We start from the raw sequence: 24,435 nt of genomic DNA, 5'->3' as shown, positions 1-24,435 counted from the left end.
CCGGAGTATCCGGCCCGGGAGATCTGAGATCTCGCGGAACGCCGAGTGCTCCGCCCGGCCCGTGGCCGGGCGGGTCCCCGCCGGTGTGCCGGACCACCGCGTCCCGACCGTGGGCTCCGCCCGGCCACGGGCCGCCCTCGCTCCATCGGCACGGCCCGTGCCGTGTCGTCCACTGCCACCCGGCCGCCGGCACGATCTGTGACCGTAATCACCGCCCAGGTGCGATCTGCGATTTAGGGTCATGCGGAGCTCGGGGATAACCTGCGAGATGGACATGCCGCGTACTCGGTAACCGTGTGCGCCTTCCTTGTGACCGAGCAGTCACGTTGCCCCTCGCGGCACGCCCACGCTGAAAACGAACCGCGAGACCACTGAAAAGGGACGGACGCGCGTGGACCTGTTCGAGTACCAGGCGAGGGACCTCTTCGCCAAGCACGGTGTACCGGTGCTGGCCGGTGAAGTCATTGACACGCCTGAGGCAGCCCGCGAGGCGACCGAGCGGCTGGGCGGCAAGTCTGTCGTCAAGGCGCAGGTGAAGGTCGGCGGCCGCGGCAAGGCCGGCGGCGTCAAGCTGGCCGCCACCCCCGACGAGGCGGTCGCCCGGGCGACCGGCATTCTCGGCATGGACATCAAGGGCCACACGGTCCACAAGGTGATGATCGCCGAGACCGCGCCGGAGATTCTTGAGGAGTACTACGTCTCGTACCTCCTCGACCGCACCAACCGCACCTTCCTGGCCATGGCCTCGGTGCAGGGCGGCATGGACATCGAGGAGGTCGCGGAGAAGACCCCCGAGGCCCTCGCGAAGGTCCCGGTCGACTCCAACACCGGTGTCACGATCGAGAAGGCCCGCGAGATCGTCGCCCAGGCGAAGTTCCCGGCCGAGGTGGCCGAGAAGGTCGCCGAGGTCATGGTGACGTTGTGGGACACGTTCGTCGCCGAGGACGCGCTCCTCGTCGAGGTCAACCCGCTCGCCAAGGTCGCCTCCGGCGACGTCCTGGCGCTGGACGGCAAGGTGTCTCTCGACGAGAACGCCGACTTCCGTCAGCCCGGCCACGAGGCCCTCGAGGACAAGGACGCAGCCAACCCGCTCGAGGCTGCCGCCAAGGCCAAGAACCTCAACTACGTCAAGCTCGACGGCGAGGTCGGCATCATCGGTAACGGTGCCGGTCTGGTCATGTCGACCCTGGACGTCGTCGCGTACGCCGGTGAGAACCACGGCAACGTGAAGCCCGCCAACTTCCTCGACATCGGTGGCGGCGCCTCCGCAGAGGTCATGGCGAACGGCCTGGAGATCATTCTCGGCGACCCGGACGTCAAGTCCGTCTTCGTCAACGTCTTCGGCGGCATCACCGCGTGCGACGAGGTCGCCAACGGCATCGTCCAGGCTCTTGCGCTGCTCAAGAGCAAGGGCGAAGAGGTCACCAAGCCGCTGGTCGTGCGCCTCGACGGCAACAACGCGGAGCTGGGTCGCAAGATCCTTTCCGACGCCAACCACCCGCTGGTGCAGCGTGTGGACACCATGGACGGCGCGGCCGACAAGGCCGCCGAGCTCGCCGCGGCTGCGAAGTAAGGACGAGGGACTCCAACACCATGGCTATCTTCCTCACCAAGGACAGCAAGGTCATCGTCCAGGGGATGACCGGTGCCACCGGCATGAAGCACACCAAGCTCATGCTGGGCGACGGCACCAACATCGTCGGCGGCGTGAACCCGCGCAAGGCCGGCACGACCGTCGACTTCGACGGCACCGAGGTTCCCGTCTTCGGCTCCGTCGCCGAGGCGATGGAGAAGACCGGCGCCGACGTGTCCGTCCTCTTCGTGCCGCCGGCCTTCGCGAAGGCCGCCGTCGTCGAGGCGATCGACGCCGAGATCCCCCTCGCCGTCGTGATCACCGAGGGCATCGCCGTCCACGACTCGGCCGCCTTCTGGGCGTACGCCGGTTCGAAGGGCAACAAGACCCGGATCATCGGCCCGAACTGCCCCGGCCTGATCACCCCCGGCCAGTCCAACGCCGGCATCATCCCGGGCGACATCACCAAGCCCGGCCGCATCGGTCTCGTGTCGAAGTCCGGCACGCTGACCTACCAGATGATGTACGAGCTCCGTGACATCGGCTTCTCGTCCGCCGTCGGCATCGGTGGCGACCCGATCATCGGTACGACGCACATCGACGCCCTCGCGGCGTTCGAGGCCGACCCCGAGACCGACCTGATCGTCATGATCGGTGAGATCGGCGGCGACGCCGAGGAGCGTGCGGCGGACTTCATCGCGAAGAACGTCACCAAGCCGGTCGTCGGTTACGTCGCGGGCTTCACCGCCCCCGAGGGCAAGACCATGGGCCACGCGGGCGCCATCGTCTCCGGCTCCTCCGGCACTGCCCAGGCGAAGAAGGAGGCCCTTGAGGCCGCCGGCGTCAAGGTCGGCAAGACGCCGACCGAGACCGCCAAGCTGGCGCGCGAGATCCTCGGCGCCTGATCACCTCTTCGCGGGACTGCCTCCGCACAGGCGGCGCGGGCCCGTACCCCTCCCCGGGGGTACGGGCCCGCGCCGTTTCCTGTGCGCCGGCCGGAGCGCGCTGGAGTCACCTCAGGTCCGGTACCAGCCGCGCCGGGCCACGGACGAGCTCTTCGTGGAGCTTCTTCTGCAGCGTGAGGTCCTGTGGGGTCAGCCTCTGGGGACCGCCGCGGGGAGGCACGCCGCCGACCCGCTCGGCGGGCGGATTCCCGTACCGCGCCGGAGACATCACCATGCTGATCAGCGCGATCCCGACGATCAGGGCCGTCAGGGCGATGGCTGCCCGCATCCAGAGTCCGGCCTTGTGCTCACTGCCGTCACGGATCGCACGGGCTGTGGGCATCGCGGCCACCGGCTGGGTGAGGGCGAGCGCGCCCAGTTGCTCGTGCAGCAGCGCCGACTGTCCGGTGGGCCATGAGGGTTCCGCCAGCCCGGGCACCTGCTCGGCCACCGCGGCACGCGCGTTCGTCAGCCGGCTCGCCGCCGCCGGAGTGCTCGCCTCCGTCTCCGCGGCGGTCTCCGGCAGGTCCAGGCCGACACCGTCGTAGAGCAGCAGGGTGCGACGGTAGGACGGCGGCAGGTCGAGCAGCGCCTCGAGCAGGGCGCCCGCGCCGGGGGCGGCGGGCGGCGGATCGGGGTGGCGGTGCGCCCGGCGCAGCCGGTGCCAGGGCGACACCGCGTACTCGTATGCGGCCGCCCGTACCCAGCCCGCGGGGTCCCGGTCCACCGCGACCTCGGGCCAGCGCTGCCAGGCCTGCTCAAAGGCCCGCTCGACGGCCTCCCTGGAGAGGTTCCGGCGCCCGGTCAGCAGGAACGTCTGGCGGAAGAGGGCGGCGGCGTTCTTCGAGTACAGGGCGTCGAATGCCTCGGCGGGTGTGAGAGCGGGTACGGCGGCGCCCGGCCGGTCGCCGGCCGACGGCTCGTCCGCCCGCGCCGTTTCCGCCGCTCCTGCTGCCGGTGCCGGGGACGACGACGGCTTCGTCAGGCCGGCCCGCTTGCCGTGGGCGCCCGAAGGGGGGCCTTCCGAGGCGCCCCGCGTCTCCGTGCCGCCTGTGCCGATCAGCTTTGCGTACGCCGCACGCTTCCGTCCCCGAGGGCTGGCGCGGCCCGCCTCCCAGGACCGGACCGTGGCCGGGGTGACGCCCACGGCCGCGGCGACCTGCTCCTCACTCAGTGACTTCGCCTCACGCAGTCGGCGCAGCTCCTTCGGGGAGGGCAGAGGGAAGGAGGCCGTGTCGGTGGCGCCCTGGGTCATGAGGAACCCCCGGCAGGCCGCCACGGGATGAAAACGTACATAACCGTATATTGGGCGACACAGCGGCTAATCGCCCGTTACACGGAATAAGTGCGTGTCGTTGGGAGCATTGCGGTGTGATCCACACGACCGAACGCACCCCGTCGCTCTCGGCGGAGCAGGGAAGGACCGCCGTACTGGCATCCGCCTTCGTGCGGGGGGTGCTCGCCGCGGGGCTCGGACTCGGCTCGCTCGCCGTCCTCGCCCTGGTGGTGTGGATCAGCTCCCCGGCCCCCGACAACGGCCCCGGCGGGGCCCTCCACGCGGCGGCCGGGATCTGGCTGCTGGCACACGGCGCGCCACTCGTCAGGACCGACACGCTCAGCGGCGCCCCCGCCCCCGTCGGCATCGTCCCGTTGCTGCTCACCGGGGTGCTGGTGTGGCTGGTGCACCGGGCCGCCCGCGACGTGATGGAGCCGGACGAGGGGCGCACCCGACCGTCGGGCGCGAGCGCCTTCTGCCTGGTGACGGTGGGATATCTGCTGGTCGCGGCGGCGATCGCCCTCTATGCGAAGGGCGGGCCGATGTTCGCGCTGCCGGGCTCGCTTCTGTTCCCGATGGCCCCCGTGGTGGCGGGTGGGGCAGCCGCCGGGGTGTGGGCGGCGGCCGGGCGCCCGATCGGGCCGCCGCCGGCCCGGGCGCCGGAGCGGCTGCGCGAGGCGCTGGCACGGTCCCGGTTCGTGGAGCGGGCGGACGCGGTGTTCCGGTCGGCGGTGGCCGGGACGGCCGTGCTGTTGGGTGGCGGGGCGCTGCTCGTCGCGATGGCCCTGGTGTGGCATGCGCAGCCGGTTCGGGACTCGTTCCTCGGGCTGTCAGGCGACTGGGCGGGCCGGGCCGCGGTCCTGCTGCTGGCGCTGGTGCTCGTGCCGAACGCGGCGATGTGGGGTGCCGCGTACGGGATGGGGCCAGGATTCGCCCTCGGTACGGCGTCCACGGTCACCCCGCTCGCCTTCACCGGGCGACCGGCCCTGCCGAACTTCCCACTGCTGGCTGCGGTCCCCGCCCACGGAACCGGAACGGCTCCGAACTGGGCGGCCGCGGCGGTACCGGTCGCGGCCGGGGTGACGATCGCCTGGTTCACGGTACGGAGGGCAGTGCCCGCCCGTGGTGTGGGGCATCAGCCGGCGTGGGGCCTGTGGGGGACCGCGCTGACGGCTTTCCTGGCCGCGCTCGGATGCGGCGCCTGCACGGCGGTGCTGACCGCCGCGGCGGGAGGTCCGCTGGGGACCGGGGCGCTGGCGGAGTTCGGCCCGGTGTGGTGGCTGACCGGGGCGGCGGCGGTGGCGTGGACGGCACTGCTCGGTGTGCCGGGGGCACTGCTGCTGAGAGCGTGGCGACTGCGCGGGTCCGGCAGCGAGGGGGGCAGCGCCGAGGCCGCGGAGAAAACGGTGGCCCGCGTGACACCTGGGGCGGCCGATGCGGAGGCGCCCGGGCAGCCGAGCGAGGAGCGGCGTCGGTGGTGGCGCAGGACCGGGGGCGAGGACGCGGCTGCCGGCACGGAGCCCGGAACCGGATCTGCGGCTGGAGCAGGCCCCGTGCGGCCGTCCGCGACCGCGCCTGCGCCCGCTTCCGTGCCCACCCCCACACCCACCTCCGTGTTCCGCAACGAGGAACACGGAGGCCGGGACGCGTACGACTTCCTGCCTGCCGATCCGTGGCGCGGGCGAGCGGTCCAGGATTCCTCCTGGGCCCCGCTCCTGACGGAGCCGGAAACGCCGTCGGCCCGGCCTCCGGAGGCCGGGCCGACGAGTGCGCCGGGGGAAAGCGCTACTTCTTGACGCCGAAGAACGGCTCCAGCGGCTTCGGCAGGAGATCGTTGCAGGCCAGCTGTCCGGACTTGGTGAGCGCGTCGTTCACGCAGGTGTAGTAGTCGCGGTAGACCAGCTGCACCGTGAACGTCATCGCGACGATCGACAGCGCCAGCAGCGCCGTGACAAGCCCGCTGACTGCGGCCGTCGTCTGCGGCCTGCCCTGGATCTGCGCATACGGTGCACCGGGTCCGGAGGCCGGGGCGCCTGTCGGAGCGGAGCCCGTACCGGAGGAACCGGCGGCGCCGTCCGCGGCTGTCGCGCTCCTGGGCTTGGCGCGCAGTGAGCTGATCGACCAGTACACGGCCAGCGCGCCGAGCAGCAGGGCGATCTCCGGGAAATCGAAGATCGCGAAGAAGAAGGCCCACATGCCGGAGAGCAGCGCGTAGCGGGCGCGGCGCTGGGCGGGGTCGGTCGGGTCCCAGCGCAGTCCGCCGGGGGTGTTCTCGGGTCCGCCCCGGCCGTTCGGTCCGCCCTGGCTGCCGGGACGGCCACCGAAGCCGCCGCTCTGGCGTCCCGGCTGCTGGCTGCTCCACTGACTGCCCCAGACGGGGCGGTCGTCGGAGGAGCCGTTCTCGGGTGCCCCGTCGCCGTTTCCGCTCCCGTTGCCCTCTCCGCCGGTCCCGCCGTTCGACGGGTGGCGGGGCTGCCACGGCTGGTCGGGGCGGTTCTCCGGCGGTGCGGCGAACGGGTTGTCGTCCTTGTCCGGGGAAGAGGAGGAGCCGGTGGGGGGCCGGCGTTCCCTCAGCAGCACTGAGGACCGCTCGGGCAGTGGGAGGCGGAAGGCGGTGCGGCGGCGTCGGTCCGGCATATGGTGAACGTCTTCCCCATCTCGTCATTTCCGCCCTGCGGACGGTTCGCTGTCCCCTGACGCTACCTCCCGGCCATCAGGGGCCGAAAGCGGGGAGCGCGGCCGCGGCGGCCCGTGCCTTCCGTCCGGCCCCCTCCTCTCTTCGATCCGGCCCCTCACCCCCGTCCCGTGGGGGTCCCGCGATGTGCCGGTATCGTTGCTGACGGTCGACTCCTTCGTAGAGTTCCCCGTATCGAGGGGCGCGATTCTTTCGTACGACCGTACAAATAGCGTCGCTCTGCTTCACCACGCGAGGCTTCACCACGCGAGAAAGGGCCCAGCCGTGGCCTCCCCGCCCTCCTCCGCCGCCCCGGCCCGCCTGGTCGTGCTGGTCTCCGGCTCGGGTACGAACCTCCAGGCCCTGCTCGACGCGATCGATGACGACCCTGCGGGCTTCGGCGCCCGGGTCGTCGCGGTCGGCGCCGACCGCGACAGCATCGTCGGTCTGGAACGGGCGGAGCGCGCGGGGCTGCCGACCTTCGTCTGCAAGGTCAAGGACTACGCCACCCGCGAGGAGTGGGACGCGGCGCTCGCCGCGGCCACCGCAGCGCACCATCCGGACCTCGTGGTGTCCGCGGGCTTCATGAAGATCGTGGGCAAGCGGTTCCTCGCCGAGTTCGGCGGCCGGTTCGTCAACACCCACCCCGCCCTGCTCCCCAGCTTTCCCGGTGCCCACGGGGTGCGTGACGCACTCGCGTACGGCGCGAAGGTCACCGGGTGCACCGTCCACTTCGTCGACGACGGTGTCGACACCGGTCCGATCATCGCGCAGGGCGTGGTCGAGGTGACCGAAGAGGACACACCGGAGGGCGAAGCCGCTCTCCACGAACGCATCAAGGAAGTCGAGCGCAAGCTGCTCGTCGAGGTCGTGGGGCGGCTCGCCCGTAACGGCTATCGCATTGAGGGACGAAAGGTTCATCTCGGTCATGTCGGTGAATAAGCCCATCCGTCGCGCCCTGGTCAGTGTCTACGACAAGACAGGGCTCGAAGACCTCGCCCGCGGTCTTCACGAGGCGGGCGTCGAGCTCGTCTCCACCGGTTCGACCGCCGGGAAGATCGCCGCTGCCGGTGTGCCGGTCACCAAGGTCGAGGAGCTCACCGGCTTCCCCGAGTGCCTCGACGGCCGCGTGAAGACGCTGCACCCGCGCGTCCACGCCGGCATCCTCGCCGACCTGCGCCTGGACGCCCACCGCGAGCAGCTCGCCGAGCTGGGTGTCGAGCCCTTCGACCTCGTCGTCGTCAACCTGTACCCGTTCAAGGAGACCGTCGCCTCCGGCGCCTCCGCCGACGAGTGCGTGGAGCAGATCGACATCGGCGGCCCGTCGATGGTCCGCGCCGCCGCCAAGAACCACCCGTCCGTGGCCGTCGTCACCAGCCCCGAGCGGTACGCCGACGTCCTCGCCGCGGTCAAGGCGGGTGGCTTCGACCTGACCGCCCGCAAGCGTCTCGCCGCCGAGGCGTTCCAGCACACCGCCGCGTACGACGTGGCCGTCGCCTCCTGGTTCGCGGACGACTACGCCGCCGCCGACGACTCGGGCTTCCCCGACTTCCTCGGTGCGACGTACGAGCGCAGCAACGTCCTGCGGTACGGCGAGAACCCGCACCAGCCCGCCGCGCTGTACACCTCCGGCTCCGGTGGCCTGGCCGAGGCGGAGCAGCTGCACGGCAAGGAGATGTCGTACAACAACTACACGGACACGGACGCCGCGCGCCGTGCCGCGTACGACCACGCCGAGCCGTGCGTCGCGATCATCAAGCACGCCAACCCGTGCGGCATCGCGATCGCCGACGACATCGCCGAGGCGCACCGCAACGCGCACGCCTGCGACCCGCTGTCGGCGTTCGGCGGGGTCATCGCCACCAACCGTCCGGTGACCGTCGCCATGGCCGAGCAGGTCGCGGAGATCTTCACCGAGGTCATCGTCGCCCCGGCGTACGAGGACGGCGCGGTCGAGATCCTTGCCCGCAAGAAGAACATCCGCGTGCTGCGCTGCCCCGACACCCCGGGCTCCGCGGTCGAGCTCAAGCCCATCGACGGCGGCGCGCTGCTCCAGGTCACCGACCGGCTCCAGGCCGACGGCGACAACCCGGCCAACTGGACCCTCGCCACCGGTGAGGCGCTCTCCGAGGACGAGCTCGCCGAGCTCGCCTTCGCGTGGAAGGCCTGCCGTGCGGTCAAGTCCAACGCGATCCTGCTCGCCAAGGGCGGCGCCTCGGTCGGCGTCGGCATGGGCCAGGTCAACCGCGTCGACTCCGCGAAACTCGCCGTCGAGCGGGCGGGTGAGGAGCGGGCACGCGGCGCGTACGCCGCCTCGGACGCGTTCTTCCCGTTCCCGGACGGCCTGGAGATCCTGACCGCGGCCGGCATCAAGGCCGTGGCCCAGCCCGGCGGTTCGGTCCGTGACGAGCTGGTCGTCGAGGCCGCGAGGAAGGCGGGCGTGACGATGTACTTCACGGGTACCCGGCACTTCTTCCACTGAGCAGCGTGAACGAACGAGCAGCGTGAACGAACGCCGAGGGCGTCTCCCGGAGACCGGCTCCGGGAGACGCCCTCGGCGCTGACCGCTGACCGTTCGGGGAGCCGCGCCCGGAGCGGGTCGGTCGGCGCCCGGAAAACGCCGAAGGCCGTAAACCCACGCGCGTGCGGGTTTACGGCCTTCCTGTTCCCCTGCGGGAACGACAGACCGGCAGGTTCAGTACTGCGGCTGCTGCTGACGGTTGAACCAGGCGCTGCCGTCGGCCCGCGCCACGAAGACGATGACCAGGATCGACAGAACCGTGTGGACGAGGCCGACCACGATGAACGGGTAGATACCGAGAAGCGCGGTGATCGAGCCGAAGACGATGGCGGTGATGCGGATTCCGTTGCCGCCCTTGCCGAACTTCACGGCGAGGAACACGGCCAGGACGCCCCACAGCAGCACGAGGACCGAGAGGCCCCACAGCGCGCCGCCGGAGTAGTCGGCGAGCTGCTGGAATTGGACGTCGTCCTGGAGTGTCGCGTCGTTCTTGGCAGCGTTCACGGCCACGGCGCTGAGGACGAAGAGGACCGCGCCGATGAGCTGCAGGCCGCCGATCACGTAGAGCATGACGCGGGCGGCCTTGACGCCACCCGGCATCTCGACCGGTGCGCCCGGGAAGCCGTAACCGGGCTGGACGGGCGGGGCCTGCGGGTAGCCGTAACCCTGCTGCGGCACGCCCTGCGGGGCCTGCTGAGGGTAGCCGTAGCCCGGCTGCCCGCCCTGCGGCTGGCCATAGGGGTTGTTCGGGTCGCCGTTGCTCATGGCGAAATTCCTCCGTTGAAAAATATGCGGGGACGACGCGGTCCACGCGGAGGAACGGTGCACAATCTGAACGGCCTGTCCCCCCGACACTGTCCGCGGTGCTGCGCGGCTCATCGTGGTCTTGACATCGGCTTTTTGTCCAGCCAGTAGCCGTATGTGTTGTGTAAGCGCAACCTAATGGCCACCGGTGGCACCCAGAATTGGTATGCGGGCGGGGTCATCCGCGAGGATGGGCACCATGACTGCCCAGATTCTCGATGGCAAGGCCACCGCAGCCGCGATCAAGTCCGATCTGACCGCCCGCGTGGCGGCCCTCAAGGCGCAGGGCATCACCCCTGGCCTGGGAACCCTGCTCGTCGGGGACGACCCGGGCAGCCGGTGGTACGTGAACGGCAAGCACCGCGACTGCGCGCAGGTGGGCATCGGCTCCATCCAGCGCGAACTCCCCGGCACCGCCACCCAGGAGGAGATCGAGGACGTCGTACGGGAACTCAACGCGAACCCCGACTGCACGGGTTACATCGTGCAGCTTCCCCTTCCCAAGGGCATCGACACCAACCGGGTCCTGGAACTGATGGATCCGGCCAAGGACGCCGACGGCCTGCACCCGATGAACCTCGGCCGCCTCGTACTGAACGAGACGGGTCCGCTGCCGTGCACCCCGCAGGGCGTTGTCCAGCTGCTCCGCCACCACGGTGTGGAGATCAACGGGGCGCACGTCGTGGTCGTCGGCCGCGGTGTCACCATCGGCCGCTCGATCCCGCTGCTGCTGACCCGTAAGTCCGAGAACGCCACCGTCACCCAGTGCCACACCGGTACGCGTGACCTCTCCGCCCAGCTCAAGCAGGCCGACATCATCGTCGCCGCCGCGGGTGTCCCGCACATCATCAAGCCCGAGGACGTGAAGCCGGGCGCTGCCGTGCTCGACGTCGGCGTCAGCCGGGACGAGCACGGCAAGATCGTCGGCGATGTGCACCCCGGTGTGGCCGAGGTCGCCGCGTGGATCTCGCCGAACCCGGGCGGTGTGGGCCCGATGACCCGCGCCCAGTTGCTCGTCAACGTGGTCGAGGCGGCTGAGCGCGACGCGGCTGCCGTGTCTTCCGGCTCCGCCGGCTGACCTGATGCTGACCTGATCCGGAAGGAACCCCATGGGTGCTGGTACGAGTCCGGCTGATCCGGCCGCCGCGGTGGCCGGGGCGATTCCGGTGCCGCCGGATGAGGAAGTGACTGCGGTGGAGGCCTTCGGCGGGGCGGCAGCGAACGACCGTGCCCAGTCGGCCCGGGGTGCCGACGCGCGGCGGGGCAGCGACTCGGGAACCGGGCCGGAGGACGGCTCCGGCGCGGACGCGGGCTCGGCTTCCGGCTCCGATGCCGACGCGGCTCCCGGTTCCGATGCGGAAGCGGCCCCAGGTTCGCGGGACGGCGTGGCTCGTGGCGCGGAGGCCGGCGCGGGCGGCGACTCCGACAGCGGTGCGCGCCGCTCCGACGGCCGCGAGCCGGGCAGCGGAGCCGAGGGCGAGGGCTCCGGCGACAGCGGCTCGGACCGGGGCGCGGACGGTGCCGTCTCCGCCCCGGCGCCCGGTGGCGGCCCGCGCGGATCGCGACGGTTCCCATCGTTCACCAGGGACACCGCCCGCCCCGAGGGTGGTGGCCGGGCCGCGTCGGGGGACGCGCCCGCCCCGGCCCGTCAGTGGCCGCTGCTGGCCGTGCTCTGCACGGCCGGGATCGGACTGTTGATCGTCGCCCTGAACCCCTTCGCGGAGGCCTTCCGGATCGGCACGATACTGATCGGCGCGGCCCTCATCGGGGGCGCCGTGCTGCGCTGCGTCGTCCCCTCGGTGGGCATGCTCGCCGTCCGTTCCCGCTTCACCGACCTGGTGACGTACGGACTCCTGGGCGTCCTGATCGTGATGCTCGCCCTCGTGGCGCAGCCCAAGCCATGGCTCGACCTCCCCTTCCTGGAGCATGTGGTCCGGTTCACGATCCGCTGACACCGCCGCCTGTGCGGCCCCGCCGCGGCCCCCTCGCACCCGGCAGGTGCGAGGGGGCCGCGGTCTGTGCAGGGGGGAGAAAACCGCCACCATGTATGACGACGGCGGCGACGTCCAGTCCGACGTCGTCGCGCAGGGTTTCGGCTCGCTCGGCCTGATGACCTCGGTCCTGACGTCCCCCGACGGCAGGACCGTCGAGGAGGAGGCCGCGCACGGCTCGGTCACCCGTCACTACCGCCGGCACCAGCGCGGCGAGGCGACGTCGACCAATCGCTCTGACGGCCTCGCGCCGGCTGCCCGCACGCCGGTCTGTGGTGTCCGTCCCCTCCCCCGAGAAGGGACGGACACCCGAGGCCGGAGTCCACCGGAGCGCAGATGCCCCCGGAACGTGGCGACTTGAGCGGCCTTGCCCCGGCCTACGTCAGCTTTGTCGACGGGGTGTCAGGGATCAAGGGATGCCAGGGGTCTGTGGCACGGAAGTGACCATTCCGCCATGGTGTGATCGCTGCGCGACGGTGGCGGTCCGGCACGGCGGAGCGCCACGGAAGGGGGCGCGCGAGGGTGCGCGCCGATCCCCCGAACGCCACCGTGCGCCATCTCTCCCGCAACTGGCAGCCTGCCTTTGGGCATCCTTCTGGGTAGTCCGGAACGGTGGACCGCCGTATCGGGGCAGGGGGAACGACGGGGCGTCGGAAGAGCGGGGCACGCCAGGCACGTTCGGGGGAACGGAGGGGGAACAATGCCTCGTTGGAAGGCATTATCGGATGAACTCGATCCGCAGGTGAGGGAGTTTGCGGGCCAGCTGCGCAGGCTCATCGACCGCGGCGGCCTGAGTGTCGCAGCGGTGGCCGACCGCACGGGCTACAGCAAGACGTCGTGGGAGCGCTACCTGAACGGGCGGTTACTCGCCCCCAAGGGGGCGATTGTCGCTCTGGCCGAGGTCACGGGCACCGACCAGGCACATCTGGCCACCATGTGGGAGTTGGCGGAGCGGGCCTGGAGCCGCTCCGAGATGCGCCACGACCTGACGATGGAAGGCATGCGGGTCGCGCAGGCGCGCGCGGCGCTCGGCGAGTTCGGGCCGAACCCGTTGGGCGACGACAGGAGCCGCCGCTTCGGTGGCCGGATCACCGGCACGGCCGTGGACGAGGACGATGGCGCGGGTGCGGGCTGCGGGGCGCGCCCGCCATCCGTACCGATCCAGCGTGGGAACGCACCACGGGCGCCGCAGCCGGAGGACCGGCCGCCGCGGCCCGACGGCGTCCGGCGGGAGCCGGCCGACCGCCGCAGGCTGACCCTGGTGCTCACCGGTGTGGTGGGCGCACTGCTGGTGCTGGCCGCGGCGGTACTCCTGACCGGCCCGGGCGGCGACGACAAAGGCGGGAAGGCCGCGGCCACCCCGTCGTCCGTATCACCGACGACCGGTGCGCCCGCACGGCCCGCCGGGGCGGGGTGCAGCGGCGCCGACTGCACGGGACAGGACCCGGAGGGCATGGGGTGCGGCGGCCGGTCCGCGCGCACGGTCTCCAGTGCCACGGTCGGCGGAAGCCTCGTCGAGGTGCGGTACAGCAGGACGTGTGGCGCGGCGTGGGCCCGCATCACCGACGCCGTCCGGGGGGACACCGTACGGATCACCGCGGGCGGCGCCGCGCGGCAGGACGGCACGGTCGACGCCGGCGCGGACGCGTACACCCCAATGGTCGCAGCGAAGAAGGCCGCCGACGCCAAGGCGTGCGCGACCCTCGCCTCCGGCACGAAGGGGTGCACCACCGTCGCCGCCGAGTGAGAACGCGCGGGGCGCGGTGAGCAGTGAGTGACCGGCTGTGTGCGGTGCCACAGGGGGCCGGGCGGCCGGGAGGTCCCGGGTCGGATAGCCTGAACGCTGGATATCTCTTCACATCAAGATTCAGGGGATATCCAGCATCAGGGGCAGGGACCCCCACCGCCAGCTGTCTAACGGAGATCGCCATGACCCGCACTCCCGTGAATGTCACCGTGACCGGCGCAGCCGGCCAGATCGGCTACGCGCTGCTCTTCCGCATCGCCTCCGGCCACCTGCTCGGCCCGGACGTGCCGGTCAACCTGCGCCTCCTCGAGATCCCGCAGGGGCTGAAGGCCGCCGAGGGCACCGCGATGGAGCTCGACGACTGCGCCTTCCCGCTGCTGCGCAACATCGAGATCACGGACGACGCCAACGTCGGCTTCGCCGGTGCGAACGTCGCCCTGCTCGTCGGCGCCCGCCCGCGCACGAAGGGCATGGAGCGCGGCGACCTGCTCTCCGCCAACGGCGGCATCTTCAAGCCGCAGGGCAAGGCCATCAACGACAACGCCGCGGACGACATCAAGGTCCTCGTCGTCGGCAACCCGGCCAACACCAACGCGCTCATCGCGCAGGCCGCCGCCCCGGACGTGCCGGCCGAGCGCTTCACCGCGATGACGCGCCTGGACCACAACCGCGCGATCTCGCAGCTGGCCGCCAAGACCGGTGCCGCCGTCTCCGACATCAAGAAGCTGACGATCTGGGGCAACCACTCGGCGACCCAGTACCCGGACATCTTCCACGCGGAGATCGCCGGCAAGAACGCCGCCGAGATCGTCAACGACGAGGCGTGGCTGGCCGACACCTTCATCCCGACCGTCGCCAAGCGCGGCGCCGCGATCATCGAGGCCCGTGGCGCGTCCTCGGCCGCCTCGGCCGCCAACGCCGCCATCGACCACGTGTACACCTGGGTCAACGGCACCGCCGCCGGCGACTGGACCTCGATGGGCATCCCGTCGGACGGCTCCTATGGTGTGCCGGAGGGTCTCATCTCGTCCTTCCCGGTCACCACGAAGGACGGCAAGTACGAGATCGTCCAGGGCCTGGACATCAACGAGTTCTCCCGTGCGCGCATCGACGCGTCCGTGCAGGAGCTCACCGAGGAGCGCGACGCGGTTCGCGAGCTCGGCCTGATCTGACCGTCGGATCCGTTCGTTCCCGGTTGGATCCGCACGCCCTTCGCGTACCGCACCGCCCCCGGCAGCCGTTGCTGCCGGGGGCGGCCGCCTATCCGGACGTGCGCGCCCCGCCAGGGAACTGATCGCGCCCCGACCCGGGTCTGTGCGGTCATGCGCGGGACGATGATTCTTCCGGCCCTGACCGAGGCGACCAGCCCGGACACCTGGCCGCCCTAGCCTGCGTGCAGCCGGTCGGCCATCTCCCGCACGGCTGCCATGGCCCGGCGCTGCAGGCCGGGGCCGAAGGTGATGCGCGTGGCGCCCAGCTCGCCGAGCCGGCGCGGGGTCGGGCCGTCCGGCAGCGCCAGTGCGTTGAGCGGGGCCGCGACGGCGGCGGCCAGGCGGGGAAGGGACTCGGGCGGCGCGGCGATCGGGTAGACGCAGTCCGCGCCGGCCGCCGTGTACAGCCGGGCCCGGGCGATCGTCTCCGCCTCCGGGTCCGTGCCGTCCGGGACGCCGCGTACGTACGTGTCGACGCGGGCGTTGACGAAGAGGTCCTCGCCCGCCACCGCCCGCACCTCGGCCAGCCGGTCCGCCTGCCGCTGCGGGTCGAGGAGGACGCCGTCCACCGAGTCCTCCAGATTGCAGCCGACCGCTCCGGTGGCCAGAAGACGCTCCACGAGCTCCTTCGGCGGCAGCCCGTAACCGGCCTCGATGTCCGCCGACACGGGTACGGGGACGGCGCGCACGATCCGGGCGACGGCCGCGAACACCTCGGCGGCGGGCGTCGCCCCGTCCTCGTACCCGAGCGAGGCCGCGACCCCGGCGCTCGGGGTGGCCAGTGCCGGGAAGCCCGCGTCGGCGAAGACACGGGCGCTCGCGGCGTCCCACGGGCCGGGGAGGACCAGCGGGTCGTCGGGGGCGCGGCCGTGGTGCAGCGCGCGGAGAACGGACACAGTCATCGCGGCTCCTGGGGTGGGGTGGGCTGACGGTCCGGGGTGCGGCCCGGACCGGATCTGCCGGATCAGGGTCAGTGCTTGCTGTCGCCCGGGGTGTAGTGGCCCGGGACCATCCGGGTGGTCACACCGAACCGGTTCCAGGCGTTGATCACCGTGATGGCGGCGATCAGCTGGGCGAGCTCGGCCTCCTCGAAGTGCTTCGCGGCCTTCTCGTACACCTCGTCCGGTACGAAACCGTCGGTGAGGACCGTCACGGCCTCCGTCAGCTCGATCGCCGCGATCTCCTTCTCCGTGTAGAAGTGCTGCGACTCCTCCCACGCGCTGAGCTGAATGATCCGTTCGACGGACTCGCCCGCCGCGAGCGCGTCCTTGGTGTGCATGTCGAGGCAGAACGCACAGTGGTTCAGCTGCGAGGCGCGGACCTTCACCAGTTCGACGAGGACCGGGTCGAGGCCCTTACGGGACGCGACGTCCAGCCGGACCATGGCCTTGTAGACATCGGGGGCGAGCTGGGCCCAGTGCAGACGGGCGCTGTGTTCGGGGGCGTGGCCGGAGTTCGGGTGGGAGTGCTCGTTCGTGGTCATGGGTACGACGCTACGGGGCGGATGGCTCATGGGTATGGTCCATTTTCATGACGGATTCCTGGGCCACTTTCGGAGCCGACCTGCACATCGACCCGACCGGTGCGGCAGGGCTGCGGGCCGGGCTGATGGACGCGCTGCGGGAGGCCGTACGGACCGGGCGGCTGGCACCCGGTACCCGGCTGCCGTCCTCCCGGACGCTTGCCGCGGACCTGGGTATGGCCCGGAACACCGTCGCCGACGCCTACGCCGAACTGGTCGCCGAGGGGTGGCTCACCGCCCGGCAGGGCTCCGGTACGAGGGTCGCACCGCGGGCCGAACCGCGCCCGGTGGCCACGACGACGCCGCGCTCCAGGACAGTGCGCCGACGGCCCGCGTACAGCCTGATGCCCGGCTCGCCGGACCTCTCCACGTTCCCGCGCTCCGACTGGCTCAAGGCGGCCCGGCGCGCCCTGACCGCCGCGCCCAACGACGCCTTCGGCTACGGCGATCCGCACGGACGCATCGAGCTGCGCACCGTACTGGCCGGCTATCTGGCGCGGGCGCGCGGCGTGTACGCGGACCCGGAGCGGATCGTGATCTGTTCCGGCTTCGTCCATGGCCTGATGCTGATGGGGAAGGTGCTGCGGCAGCGGCGGGTGCGCGAGGTGGCCGTCGAGTCGTACGGACTGGACATGCACTGGGAGCTGCTCGCTGATGCCGGGCTGCGCACCCCCTGCCTGCCACTCGACGGACTCGGCTCCCGGACCGGGGAACTGGCCGGGATGCGTGGCGTGGGCGCGGTCCTGCTGACGCCCGCGCACCAGTTCCCCACGGGGGTCCCGCTCCACCCGGACCGGCGGGCCGCGGCGGTCGACTGGGCGCGGGGCACGGGCGGGCTGATCCTGGAGGACGACTACGACGGGGAGTTCCGCTACGACCGGCAGCCGGTCGGCGCCCTCCAGGGCCTCGACCCGGAACGGGTCGTCTACCTGGGGACGTCCAGCAAGTCCCTGGCGCCCGGGCTGCGGCTGGCCTGGATGGTGCTGCCGCGGGGGCTGGCGGGGGCGGTGGCCGAGGCCAAGGGCCAGGTCGACTGGGTGTCGAGCACGCTGGACCAGCTGACGCTCGCGGAGTTCATCGAGTCCGGCGCCTACGATCGCCATGTGCGCTCCATGCGGCTGCGCTACCGGCGCCGCCGCGACCAGCTCGTCGCGGCGCTCGCGGAACGTGCTCCCGCGCTCCGGGTCAGCGGGATCGCAGCGGGTCTGCACGCCGTGGTCGAACTCCCGGAGGGCACCGAGCGAGCGGTGATCCAGGCCGCCGCCTGGCAGGGCCTGGCGCTGGAGGGCCTGGCCCGCTTCCGGCACAAGGACGCGGCGGCGGAGGCGGGCAGCGACGCCCTGGTCATCAGCTACGGGGCGCCGACCGACAGCGCCTGGGCGGGAACCCTGGAGGCACTCTGCCGGGTGCTCCCGTAGGGCGTGCGGGAGGACCGCGCCGGCGCAGTACGCGCTACCGCTCGCCCGGGACGTCCGGCTCGGTGATGTCCGCCGGAGCCTCGCCGAACCGGGTCAGCGCCAGCGCGCCCGCCACCGCCACCGCGAACCCGGTGACCGCCAGCCAGCCGAGACCCTCCCGCGTGCGGTCCCCGAGCCAGACGACGCCCACCAGCGCCGGGCCGATCGTCTCGCCGATCACCATGCCGGCCGTCGCCGTCGTCACCGAGCCCCGCTGCAGCGCGGAGGTGAGCAGCAGGAACGCCGCACCTCCGCCCAACAGCAGCGCATATGTCGCCGGGTTGGCGACCAGCGCCGACGGCGACACGTCGTCGATCAGCCGAACAGCGACCTCGACCACCCCGAAACCGCACCCTGCGCCCAGCCCCAGCACCAGTGCGCGCGACTTCTCCGGGAGCCGCCCGGCCGCCGCGCCGATCACCAGGACACCCAGTGCCACACCGAGCATCGACCAGCGCAGGGCGGTCGAGCCGGTCAGGTCGCCCTCGCCGCCGGCGGCGAGCCCCAGCATGGCGAGACCCGCGCAGACCAGGCCGATGGCGGCCCACTCCGTACGGCTCAGCCGCACGTGCAGCAGGCGCGCGGCGACCACGGCCGTCACCGCGAGACTTGCGGCGAGGGCGGCGCTCACCGCATAGATGGGCAGGGAGCGCAGGGCGATGATCTGGAGGATGAAACCACAGCCGTCGAGGGCGAGTCCGGCCATGTAACGCCACTGCCGCACGGCGCGCAGCAACAACGCCGGATCGACCCCCGCACCGGACCCCGGCCCGGCGGCCGCCCGCGCGGCAACGGCCTGGAGGACGGAGGCCGTACCGAAGCAGACCGCGGATCCGAGCGCGCAGATCATCCCTAGGAGCACATGGGGACTCTACGCGGGCGCTCCCGGCCACCAGGTTCCGGCCGAAAGCAGCAGCCCCCTCATCTGACGAACGTTCCTACTGGTGTGAACCGGACAACGGGGGAAACCGAAAAATGGCCAAGCGCAGGCTGAGGTCGAGCACAGTGGTGCTCGGTTCCATGGGCGCACTCGCGGCGGCGATCACGTCCTGTGGTTCGGAGCCGGACAAACGGTGCGTGGACCCGGTCACCCACTCCAAGCTGCCGAGCTACGAGTGCAAGAACAGCAACGGCAAGGGCGACTACTACTACGGCGGCACCTCCAAGGGCGGCACCGTGCAGGGCGGCAGTTTCGACAAGTCCGCCGTCGACCGCGGCGGCTTCGGCTGCTCCGGTACGAGCGGCGGCTGACCGATCATGGAACGCCGCACCGCGCAACCGCGCCCCGGCTGGCAGGAGACGGTCGAAGAGCAGGGGATCGTAACGATCGCAAGGCGGCCGGGCGTCCTGGGGTGGGGTCTCCCCTGCTCGAAGGGAGCTGAGAGCTCGGGGAAGGAGCTGCCAGGGCTTGTGGCCGACGCGGCGAGCGTGCGTGCCGGTCGGTGCGACGGGACAAAGCCTGCCGGGAGGGGCACGAGTGCCCCTCCCTACGCGCCCGCCGACCCGGCTTGCTCCGAGCACCGGCCGTGGGCGACACGCGCGTCCCGTCAGCCGCGCAGCACCTCCCGGAGTTGCTCCAGGCCCCAGTCCAGGTCCTCCTTGCTGATCACCAGGGGTGGGGCGATCCGGATCGTCGAACCGTGGGTGTCCTTGACCAGCACGCGGCGGTCCATCAGCTTCTCGGAGATCTCCCGGCCTGTGCCGAGGCTCGGGACGATGTCCACACCCGCCCACAGCCCGCGCCCCCGCACCGCCTCCACGGCGCCGCCGCCCACGAGCAGCCCCAGCTCCTGATGGAGGTGGTCGCCCAACTCCGTGGCCCGCTGCTGGAATTCACCGGTACGCAGCATCGCGATGACTTCCAGCGCGACCGCGCAGGCGAGTGGATTCCCACCGAACGTCGATCCGTGCTCACCGGGCCGGTAGACCCCCAGCACCTCCGCCGACGAGACGACGGCCGACACCGGGACCACGCCGCCGCCCAGCGCCTTGCCGAGCACGTACATGTCCGGCACGACGCCCTCGTGCTCACAGGCGAATGTCTTGCCCGTCCGGCCCAGACCCGACTGGATCTCGTCCGCGATGAACAGCACATTCCGCTCTCGGGTCAGCTCGCGCACCCCGGGGAGATAGCCGGGCGGCGGCACCAGCACCCCGGCCTCGCCCTGGATCGGCTCCATCAGCACCGCCACGGTGTTCTCGGTCATCGCCGCACGGAGTGCGGTGAGGTCCCCGTACGGCACGATCTCGAACCCCGGTGTGTACGGGCCGAAGTCCGCCCGGGCCTCCTGGTCCGTGGAGAAGCTGATGATGGTCGTCGTCCGGCCGTGGAAGTTGTTCGCGGCGACGATGATCTTCGCCATGCCGTCCGGGATGTCCTTGACCCGGTAGCCCCACTTGCGGGCGGTCTTCACCGCCGTCTCCACGGCCTCCGCCCCCGTGTTCATCGGCAGCACCATCTCCATGCCGCACAACTCGGCGAGCTGCGTGCAGAAATCGGCGAACCGGTCGTGGTGGAAGGCGCGCGAGGTCAGGGTCACCCGGTCCAGCTGCGCCTTGGCGGCCTCGATCAGACGTCGGTTGCCATGGCCGAAGTTGAGCGCCGAGTAGCCCGCGAGCATGTCGAGATACCGCCGACCCTCGACGTCGGTCATCCAGGCGCCGTCCGCCGAGGCGACGACGACCGGAAGCGGATGGTAGTTGTGCGCGCTGTGCGCCTCGGCGGAGGCGATGGCAGTTTCCGTGGTCGACACGGGATCTCCGTTCGTCGTGCGGCGTCGGGCTGGGGTAACGCCCACTTTGTATCGTCGGTCGGATCCTCGGGGAGGAAACCTTCAATCCATGGCGCGCCCATGCGTTTGCGCAGTCAGAGGTCCAGGAGCTCATGGCGGCGGCCGCTGTCCCGGCCGCCCCGGTGACCGCCGCAGCACCAGGGCTGCCTGCTGCCGGCTGAACCGGCCTCCTTGCCGTTGCACGGAACGCACCCGCCGCCCTCGCGTGAACAGGCTTCCTGGCTTTCGCATGACGCCCCCCTTGCTGTCGCACTGTGCGGTACGGCCCGTCTGCACCGCGTCACCTCTGGTACACCGTTCAAGCCCCGCGGGTTCCGCTCCGGGCCCATCGATTCCGGGCCCACCGATTCCGGGCCCGCCGGTCGTCGGCCTGCCGGTCGCCGGGTCCGTCAGAGGGTGGACCCGGCGACCGAGCGGGCCCGCTCCCGCGAGGCCACGCCCTCCAGCCGCAGAGTCAGCCGTCCGCCCTTCACCCACAACAGAGTCGGTCCAGCCGTCCGCTGGGACCGCGTCCACCGGACACCATCCCCGTCGGTCATGCCGAACTGCAGCACATGCGGCCTCGCGAACCAGAGGCCGTCCACTGCGCCGCCGCGGCCGTCGGCCACCTTCAGCCACTCCGGCTGTTCCCGCATCTGCTTGATGAAGTACGGATCCAGCGGCGCCCCGAACTCGTCGAGCCGTATCGTCCGCCCTTCCTCCTGCCAGCACAGCGTGACCATCCACCGGCCCTTCGGCAGCCCCGACACGGACACCGCGTCCGGCGGGCCGAGCGCCCCGGGCACGACCGGCCGGAAGCCCGACCGCCGCGCCGCTTCCGCCGTCGTCACGGGGGTGCCGCAGCCCGGCACCGGTGCTCCCGGCTGCTCGGGGACCGGCGCCGACGGGTCGTACCGCACGTCCACCCCGCCGAAGCCGAACCAGTCGGCGACCGTCGCCCGCACCGGAGGCGTCAGCACCAGCACGACCAGGAGCCCCGAGACCGCCGCGGCCAGCAGACGGGCCCGCCGACGGGCCCACACCCCGGCCCGCTCCAGCCGCCCCGGGGGTACCGGCACAGGCACCGGGACTGCTTCGGCGACGATCTGCGCCAGCACTCGCTCGGCCATCGTCAGCCCGCCGCCCTCCGGCTCTGGGACCTTCATCCCGTGCCCCAGCGCCAGCAGCTCCGCCCGCAAGCACGCCCGGTCCGGATCATTCGCACCCGTCACCCCACGTCACCCCCTCCCACCCCGGTCCCGAGCTTCTTCTCCAGCTTCTTCAGTGCACGGTTCAGCCGGGACTTCACCGTCCCCCGCGGCCAGCCCAGGGTTCGCGCCGTCTCCGCCTCGTCCATCTCCAGCAGGTATCGGTAGGTGACGACCTGCCGATGCTCCTCGCTCAGCTCGTCGAGCGCTGCTGTCAGCAGCGCCCGCCGCTCCTCCGCGAGCGCCGCCACCGCCGGATCCGCCGACTCCGGTATCACCGGCTCGGCGCCCCGCAGCACCGCCTCGCGCCCGGCCACCGCACGCGCCCGACCCGCCGACCGGAGTGTGTTCCTCGTCTCATTCACGACGATCCGCAGCAGCCACGGCCGGAATGCCGCGCCTTCCCGGAATCGACCGAGCGACTGATACGCCTTGAAGAACGCGGACTGCACCACATCCTCCGCCTCCGCCCCCGCTCCGAAGGCGACCGCGGCCCGCAGCGCGACGCCCGTGTGGGCGCGCACCAGCTGCGCGTATGCCTCCGCCTCTCCGGCGCGCACACGAGCGATCACCGCGGCCTCGTCCTCTGCCGGCGCCCCTTCCGGCGCCGCGGCACGAGTCCCGGTCCGCTGTTCGGCCCGTGCCTCGGCCTGCCCTCCGGCACGCCCGAGAGCGCGGTCCGCACCCCCGTCCTCGACGGCGCGGCCCCCCTCCCGACCCCTTTGCAGGGCCCCCTCCTGCGTCCTCACACCTTTCATACACCGGCTGCCGGAGATTGGTTCCGTACCTGAGACAATGAGTCCTATGGCCTCTGAACGCCCCCGCGTGCTCTCCGGAATCCAGCCCACCGCAGGCTCGTTCCACCTCGGCAACTACCTCGGTGCGGTCCGCCAGTGGGTGGCGCTGCAGGAGTCCCACGACGCCTTCTACATGGTGGTGGACCTGCACGCGATCACCGTTCCGCAGGATCCCGTGGAGCTGCGTGCGAACACCCGGCTTGCCGCCGCCCAGTTGCTGGCCGCCGGTCTCGACCCCGAGCGCTGCACGCTCTTCGTCCAGAGCCATGTTCCGGAGCACGCCCAGCTCGGCTGGGTCATGAACTGCCTCACCGGGTTCGGCGAGGCCTCCCGGATGACGCAGTTCAAGGACAAGTCCGCCAAGCAGGGCGCCGATCGGGCGACCGTCGGCCTCTTCACGTACCCGGTCCTCCAGGTCGCGGACATCCTGCTCTACCAGGCCCACCAGGTCCCGGTCGGCGAGGACCAGCGCCAGCACATCGAGCTCACCCGCGACCTCGCCGAGCGTTTCAACGGCCGGTTCGGCGACACGTTCACCATCCCGGCGCCGTACATCCTCAAGGAGACGGCGAAGATCTACGACCTGCAGGACCCGTCGATCAAGATGAGCAAGTCGGCGTCCACGCCGAAGGGCCTGATCAACCTGCTCGACGAGCCCAAGACCACGGCCAAGAAGGTCAAGAGCGCGGTCACCGACACCGACACGGTCATCCGGTACGACGTCGAGAACAAGCCAGGTGTCAGCAACCTCCTGACCATCTACTCCACCCTCACCGGCACGGGTATCGCGGATCTGGAACAGAAGTACGAGGGCAAGGGCTACGGTGCGTTGAAGACCGACCTCGCAGAGGTCATGGTCGAGTTCGTCACACCTTTCCGGACCCGTACCGAGGAATATCTCGGCGACCCCGAGACGCTGGACTCGATCCTGGCCAAGGGGGCGGAGAAGGCCCGGGCGGTAGCCGCCGAGACCCTGGCCCGGACGTATGACCGGATGGGCTTTCTGCCCGCGAAGCACTGAGTCCGAGGACCCTGGCGAGATGACGGCTCCAGGCTGCACACTGGGCACACTGGTGACAGGAGACCACCCCCCGGTGACGGCCTGAAACCAGCCACTGACCGCGGTGACGGCGGCACGCCGGTCACCGACTTCGAAGAGTGAGGAGAACGACGTGGGGACCGTTACGCTCGGCGTTTCGATCGCGGTCCCGGAGCCCTACGGCAGCCTGCTCCAGGAGCGGCGCGCGAGCTTCGGGGACCCTGCCGCATTCGGCATTCCCACCCACGTCACGCTTCTCCCGCCGACCGAGGCGGAGGCGGCCGACCTGCCCGCGATCGAGCGGTATCTCGCCGAGATCGCGACAGGCGGCCGTCCCTTCCCGATGCGGCTGTCCGGCACGGGGACGTTCCGCCCCCTGTCGCCGGTGGTCTTCGTCCAGGTCGTCGAGGGCGCGTCTGCCTGCTCCTGGCTGCAGAAGCGGGTGCGGGACGCGTCCGGCCCGCTGACCCGCGAGCTGCAGTTCCCGTACCACCCGCATGTGACCGTGGCGCACGACATCCCGGAGCAGGCGATGGACCGGGCGTATGACGAGCTCGCCGACTACGAGGCGTCCTGGACCTGCGCTTCCTTCGCGCTGTACGAACAGGGCCCGGACGCCGTCTGGCGCAAGATCAACGAGTTCCCGTTCGGGGCCGAGAGCAGCGCGCCCGCTGTGCCCGCGCAGGGCGGCAGCTCCGTGGACGAGCCGTCCCTGCAGCCCTGAGGCCCCTTACGGCCTCCCCCACGACCCGCGGCAGGGAGTGGGCTCCCGGCGTCGCGCGACTCCTCCCCCAAGCTCTCGGCCTCGCTCGAGCAGGGAGCGGCCCCCTCCGGCGTTGTCGTCGGTCAGCGACGCTCCGCGTCGCCTCCCTCCTCCGCCTTGGATTCGAAGCCGCATGA

Annotated in this window: 22 protein-coding genes and 1 pseudogene; 14 read left to right on the top strand and 9 right to left on the bottom strand. The window is 71.5% G+C overall.

Annotated elements, in window-relative coordinates; translation table 11 throughout:
* Positions 1 to 391: 391 nt before the first annotated feature.
* Positions 392 to 1,573 carry an ADP-forming succinate--CoA ligase subunit beta gene (gene sucC, locus ACIBB8_RS11710; protein ID WP_398950966.1) on the top strand — a complete coding sequence of 394 codons (1,182 nt, stop codon included), beginning with the start codon at positions 392 to 394 and terminating at the stop codon, positions 1,571 to 1,573.
* Between the two features lie 20 nt (positions 1,574 to 1,593).
* Positions 1,594 to 2,478, top strand: coding sequence for a succinate--CoA ligase subunit alpha (gene sucD, locus ACIBB8_RS11705; RefSeq protein ID WP_366695025.1), 885 nt, complete (start codon positions 1,594 to 1,596; stop codon positions 2,476 to 2,478).
* A gap of 106 nt (positions 2,479 to 2,584) precedes the next feature.
* On the opposite strand, the gene ACIBB8_RS11700 is transcribed toward sucD, so the two are convergent.
* Positions 2,585 to 3,772, bottom strand: coding sequence for a sigma factor-like helix-turn-helix DNA-binding protein (locus ACIBB8_RS11700; protein WP_398950963.1), 1,188 nt, complete (start codon positions 3,770 to 3,772; stop codon positions 2,585 to 2,587).
* A gap of 116 nt (positions 3,773 to 3,888) precedes the next feature.
* Here ACIBB8_RS11700 and ACIBB8_RS11695 point away from each other — a divergent pair, with 116 nt between their 5' ends.
* Complete coding sequence (locus tag ACIBB8_RS11695; RefSeq protein ID WP_398950961.1) at positions 3,889 to 5,589, top strand: DUF6350 family protein; 1,701 nt, start codon at positions 3,889 to 3,891, stop codon at positions 5,587 to 5,589.
* Here ACIBB8_RS11695 and ACIBB8_RS11690 read toward each other — a convergent pair.
* Complete coding sequence (locus ACIBB8_RS11690) at positions 5,579 to 6,430, bottom strand: hypothetical protein (protein ID WP_398950959.1); 852 nt, start codon at positions 6,428 to 6,430, stop codon at positions 5,579 to 5,581. The genes ACIBB8_RS11695 and ACIBB8_RS11690 overlap by 11 nt on opposite strands.
* 322 nt (positions 6,431 to 6,752) lie before the next feature.
* On the opposite strand from ACIBB8_RS11690, the gene purN reads away from it, so the two are divergent.
* Together purN and purH are read left to right on the top strand one after the other, a co-directional pair.
* A complete protein-coding gene (gene purN / locus ACIBB8_RS11685) occupies positions 6,753 to 7,409 on the top strand; it encodes a phosphoribosylglycinamide formyltransferase (protein ID WP_398950957.1) in 657 nt (218 codons plus the stop codon).
* A complete protein-coding gene (purH, locus tag ACIBB8_RS11680; protein WP_398950955.1) occupies positions 7,396 to 8,949 on the top strand; it encodes a bifunctional phosphoribosylaminoimidazolecarboxamide formyltransferase/IMP cyclohydrolase in 1,554 nt (517 codons plus the stop codon). The genes purN and purH overlap by 14 nt, the downstream gene beginning before the upstream one ends.
* 213 nt (positions 8,950 to 9,162) lie before the next feature.
* Here the strand turns inward: purH and ACIBB8_RS11675 are convergent, their stop codons facing one another.
* The gene (locus ACIBB8_RS11675; RefSeq protein WP_398950953.1) at positions 9,163 to 9,753 is read right to left on the bottom strand and encodes a hypothetical protein; all 591 of its coding nucleotides are present in this window, start codon (positions 9,751 to 9,753) and stop codon (positions 9,163 to 9,165) included.
* 238 nt (positions 9,754 to 9,991) lie between these two features.
* Between ACIBB8_RS11675 and ACIBB8_RS11670 the strand changes: the two genes are divergently transcribed.
* From ACIBB8_RS11670 to ACIBB8_RS11650, 5 genes and pseudogenes are all read left to right on the top strand, one after another.
* On the top strand, positions 9,992 to 10,870 hold the full coding sequence (locus tag ACIBB8_RS11670) for a bifunctional methylenetetrahydrofolate dehydrogenase/methenyltetrahydrofolate cyclohydrolase (RefSeq protein WP_398950951.1): 879 nt from the start codon (positions 9,992 to 9,994) through the stop codon (positions 10,868 to 10,870).
* Between the two features lie 31 nt (positions 10,871 to 10,901).
* Complete coding sequence (locus tag ACIBB8_RS11665; protein ID WP_398950949.1) at positions 10,902 to 11,744, top strand: DUF3017 domain-containing protein; 843 nt, start codon at positions 10,902 to 10,904, stop codon at positions 11,742 to 11,744.
* A 106-nt stretch (positions 11,745 to 11,850) separates the two neighbouring features.
* A pseudogene (locus ACIBB8_RS11660) lies at positions 11,851 to 12,015 on the top strand (isocitrate/isopropylmalate family dehydrogenase); the annotation flags it as partial.
* 468 nt (positions 12,016 to 12,483) lie between these two features.
* Positions 12,484 to 13,530: a DUF2690 domain-containing protein gene (locus ACIBB8_RS11655; protein ID WP_398950947.1), complete on the top strand. Its 1,047-nt coding sequence runs from the start codon at positions 12,484 to 12,486 to the stop codon at positions 13,528 to 13,530.
* 182 nt (positions 13,531 to 13,712) lie between these two features.
* Positions 13,713 to 14,702 (top strand): malate dehydrogenase, encoded by a 990-nt coding sequence (locus ACIBB8_RS11650; RefSeq protein WP_358863140.1) that lies wholly within the window; start codon positions 13,713 to 13,715, stop codon positions 14,700 to 14,702.
* A gap of 212 nt (positions 14,703 to 14,914) precedes the next feature.
* On the opposite strand, the gene ACIBB8_RS11645 is transcribed toward ACIBB8_RS11650, so the two are convergent.
* Together ACIBB8_RS11645 and ACIBB8_RS11640 are read right to left on the bottom strand one after the other, a co-directional pair.
* Complete coding sequence (locus ACIBB8_RS11645; protein ID WP_398950945.1) at positions 14,915 to 15,643, bottom strand: isocitrate lyase/phosphoenolpyruvate mutase family protein; 729 nt, start codon at positions 15,641 to 15,643, stop codon at positions 14,915 to 14,917.
* A 68-nt stretch (positions 15,644 to 15,711) separates the two neighbouring features.
* The gene (locus tag ACIBB8_RS11640; protein ID WP_398950943.1) at positions 15,712 to 16,224 is read right to left on the bottom strand and encodes a carboxymuconolactone decarboxylase family protein; all 513 of its coding nucleotides are present in this window, start codon (positions 16,222 to 16,224) and stop codon (positions 15,712 to 15,714) included.
* Between the two features lie 47 nt (positions 16,225 to 16,271).
* On the opposite strand from ACIBB8_RS11640, the gene ACIBB8_RS11635 reads away from it, so the two are divergent.
* Positions 16,272 to 17,681: a PLP-dependent aminotransferase family protein gene (locus ACIBB8_RS11635; protein WP_398950941.1), complete on the top strand. Its 1,410-nt coding sequence runs from the start codon at positions 16,272 to 16,274 to the stop codon at positions 17,679 to 17,681.
* 34 nt (positions 17,682 to 17,715) lie between these two features.
* Here ACIBB8_RS11635 and ACIBB8_RS11630 read toward each other — a convergent pair whose 3' ends face one another.
* Entirely contained in the window at positions 17,716 to 18,570 is an 855-nt protein-coding gene (locus ACIBB8_RS11630) for a hypothetical protein (RefSeq protein ID WP_398950939.1), read from the bottom strand.
* 125 nt (positions 18,571 to 18,695) lie between these two features.
* Between ACIBB8_RS11630 and ACIBB8_RS11625 the strand changes: the two genes are divergently transcribed.
* On the top strand, positions 18,696 to 18,971 hold the full coding sequence (locus ACIBB8_RS11625) for a hypothetical protein (RefSeq protein ID WP_398950937.1): 276 nt from the start codon (positions 18,696 to 18,698) through the stop codon (positions 18,969 to 18,971).
* A gap of 296 nt (positions 18,972 to 19,267) precedes the next feature.
* Here ACIBB8_RS11625 and rocD read toward each other — a convergent pair whose 3' ends face one another.
* The 3 genes from rocD to ACIBB8_RS11610 form a co-directional block, all read right to left on the bottom strand.
* The gene (gene rocD, locus ACIBB8_RS11620) at positions 19,268 to 20,473 is read right to left on the bottom strand and encodes an ornithine--oxo-acid transaminase (protein ID WP_398950935.1); all 1,206 of its coding nucleotides are present in this window, start codon (positions 20,471 to 20,473) and stop codon (positions 19,268 to 19,270) included.
* Positions 20,474 to 20,901: 428 nt separating this feature from the next.
* Entirely contained in the window at positions 20,902 to 21,723 is an 822-nt protein-coding gene (locus ACIBB8_RS11615; RefSeq protein WP_398950933.1) for a hypothetical protein, read from the bottom strand.
* Complete coding sequence (locus tag ACIBB8_RS11610) at positions 21,720 to 22,271, bottom strand: RNA polymerase sigma factor (protein WP_398950931.1); 552 nt, start codon at positions 22,269 to 22,271, stop codon at positions 21,720 to 21,722. The genes ACIBB8_RS11615 and ACIBB8_RS11610 overlap by 4 nt, the downstream gene beginning before the upstream one ends.
* Positions 22,272 to 22,503: 232 nt before the next feature.
* Here ACIBB8_RS11610 and trpS point away from each other — a divergent pair, with 232 nt between their 5' ends.
* Together trpS and ACIBB8_RS11600 are read left to right on the top strand one after the other, a co-directional pair.
* Complete coding sequence (gene trpS, locus ACIBB8_RS11605) at positions 22,504 to 23,517, top strand: tryptophan--tRNA ligase (RefSeq protein WP_398950929.1); 1,014 nt, start codon at positions 22,504 to 22,506, stop codon at positions 23,515 to 23,517.
* A 151-nt stretch (positions 23,518 to 23,668) separates the two neighbouring features.
* Positions 23,669 to 24,259 (top strand): 2'-5' RNA ligase family protein, encoded by a 591-nt coding sequence (locus ACIBB8_RS11600; RefSeq protein WP_398950927.1) that lies wholly within the window; start codon positions 23,669 to 23,671, stop codon positions 24,257 to 24,259.
* The last annotated feature ends 176 nt before the right edge of the window (positions 24,260 to 24,435 follow it).

This window comes from Streptomyces sp. NPDC051286, from assembly GCF_044455345.1.
Classification (GTDB): Bacteria; Actinomycetota; Actinomycetes; order Streptomycetales; family Streptomycetaceae; genus Streptomyces.
The sequence above is the reverse complement of the archived record's forward strand: the minus strand, read 5'-3'. Positions and strand labels throughout refer to the sequence as shown.

What these genes read in the sequence shown, in the direction of transcription:
- ACIBB8_RS11630 (WP_398950939.1), bottom strand. Translation starts at nt 18,570, where the DNA reads ATGATCTGCGCGCTCGGATCCGCGGTCTGCTTCGGTACGGCCTCCGTC.
- ACIBB8_RS11665 (WP_398950949.1), top strand. Translation starts at nt 10,902, where the DNA reads ATGGGTGCTGGTACGAGTCCGGCTGATCCGGCCGCCGCGGTGGCCGGG.
- ACIBB8_RS11645 (WP_398950945.1), bottom strand. Translation starts at nt 15,643, where the DNA reads ATGACTGTGTCCGTTCTCCGCGCGCTGCACCACGGCCGCGCCCCCGAC.
- purH (WP_398950955.1), top strand. Translation starts at nt 7,396, where the DNA reads ATGTCGGTGAATAAGCCCATCCGTCGCGCCCTGGTCAGTGTCTACGAC.
- ACIBB8_RS11650 (WP_358863140.1), top strand. Translation starts at nt 13,713, where the DNA reads ATGACCCGCACTCCCGTGAATGTCACCGTGACCGGCGCAGCCGGCCAG.
- ACIBB8_RS11635 (WP_398950941.1), top strand. Translation starts at nt 16,272, where the DNA reads ATGACGGATTCCTGGGCCACTTTCGGAGCCGACCTGCACATCGACCCG.
- ACIBB8_RS11675 (WP_398950953.1), bottom strand. Translation starts at nt 9,753, where the DNA reads ATGAGCAACGGCGACCCGAACAACCCCTATGGCCAGCCGCAGGGCGGG.
- ACIBB8_RS11690 (WP_398950959.1), bottom strand. Translation starts at nt 6,430, where the DNA reads ATGCCGGACCGACGCCGCCGCACCGCCTTCCGCCTCCCACTGCCCGAG.
- ACIBB8_RS11655 (WP_398950947.1), top strand. Translation starts at nt 12,484, where the DNA reads ATGCCTCGTTGGAAGGCATTATCGGATGAACTCGATCCGCAGGTGAGG.
- ACIBB8_RS11700 (WP_398950963.1), bottom strand. Translation starts at nt 3,772, where the DNA reads ATGACCCAGGGCGCCACCGACACGGCCTCCTTCCCTCTGCCCTCCCCG.
- sucD (WP_366695025.1), top strand. Translation starts at nt 1,594, where the DNA reads ATGGCTATCTTCCTCACCAAGGACAGCAAGGTCATCGTCCAGGGGATG.
- trpS (WP_398950929.1), top strand. Translation starts at nt 22,504, where the DNA reads ATGGCCTCTGAACGCCCCCGCGTGCTCTCCGGAATCCAGCCCACCGCA.
- ACIBB8_RS11625 (WP_398950937.1), top strand. Translation starts at nt 18,696, where the DNA reads ATGGCCAAGCGCAGGCTGAGGTCGAGCACAGTGGTGCTCGGTTCCATG.
- ACIBB8_RS11670 (WP_398950951.1), top strand. Translation starts at nt 9,992, where the DNA reads ATGACTGCCCAGATTCTCGATGGCAAGGCCACCGCAGCCGCGATCAAG.
- ACIBB8_RS11640 (WP_398950943.1), bottom strand. Translation starts at nt 16,224, where the DNA reads ATGACCACGAACGAGCACTCCCACCCGAACTCCGGCCACGCCCCCGAA.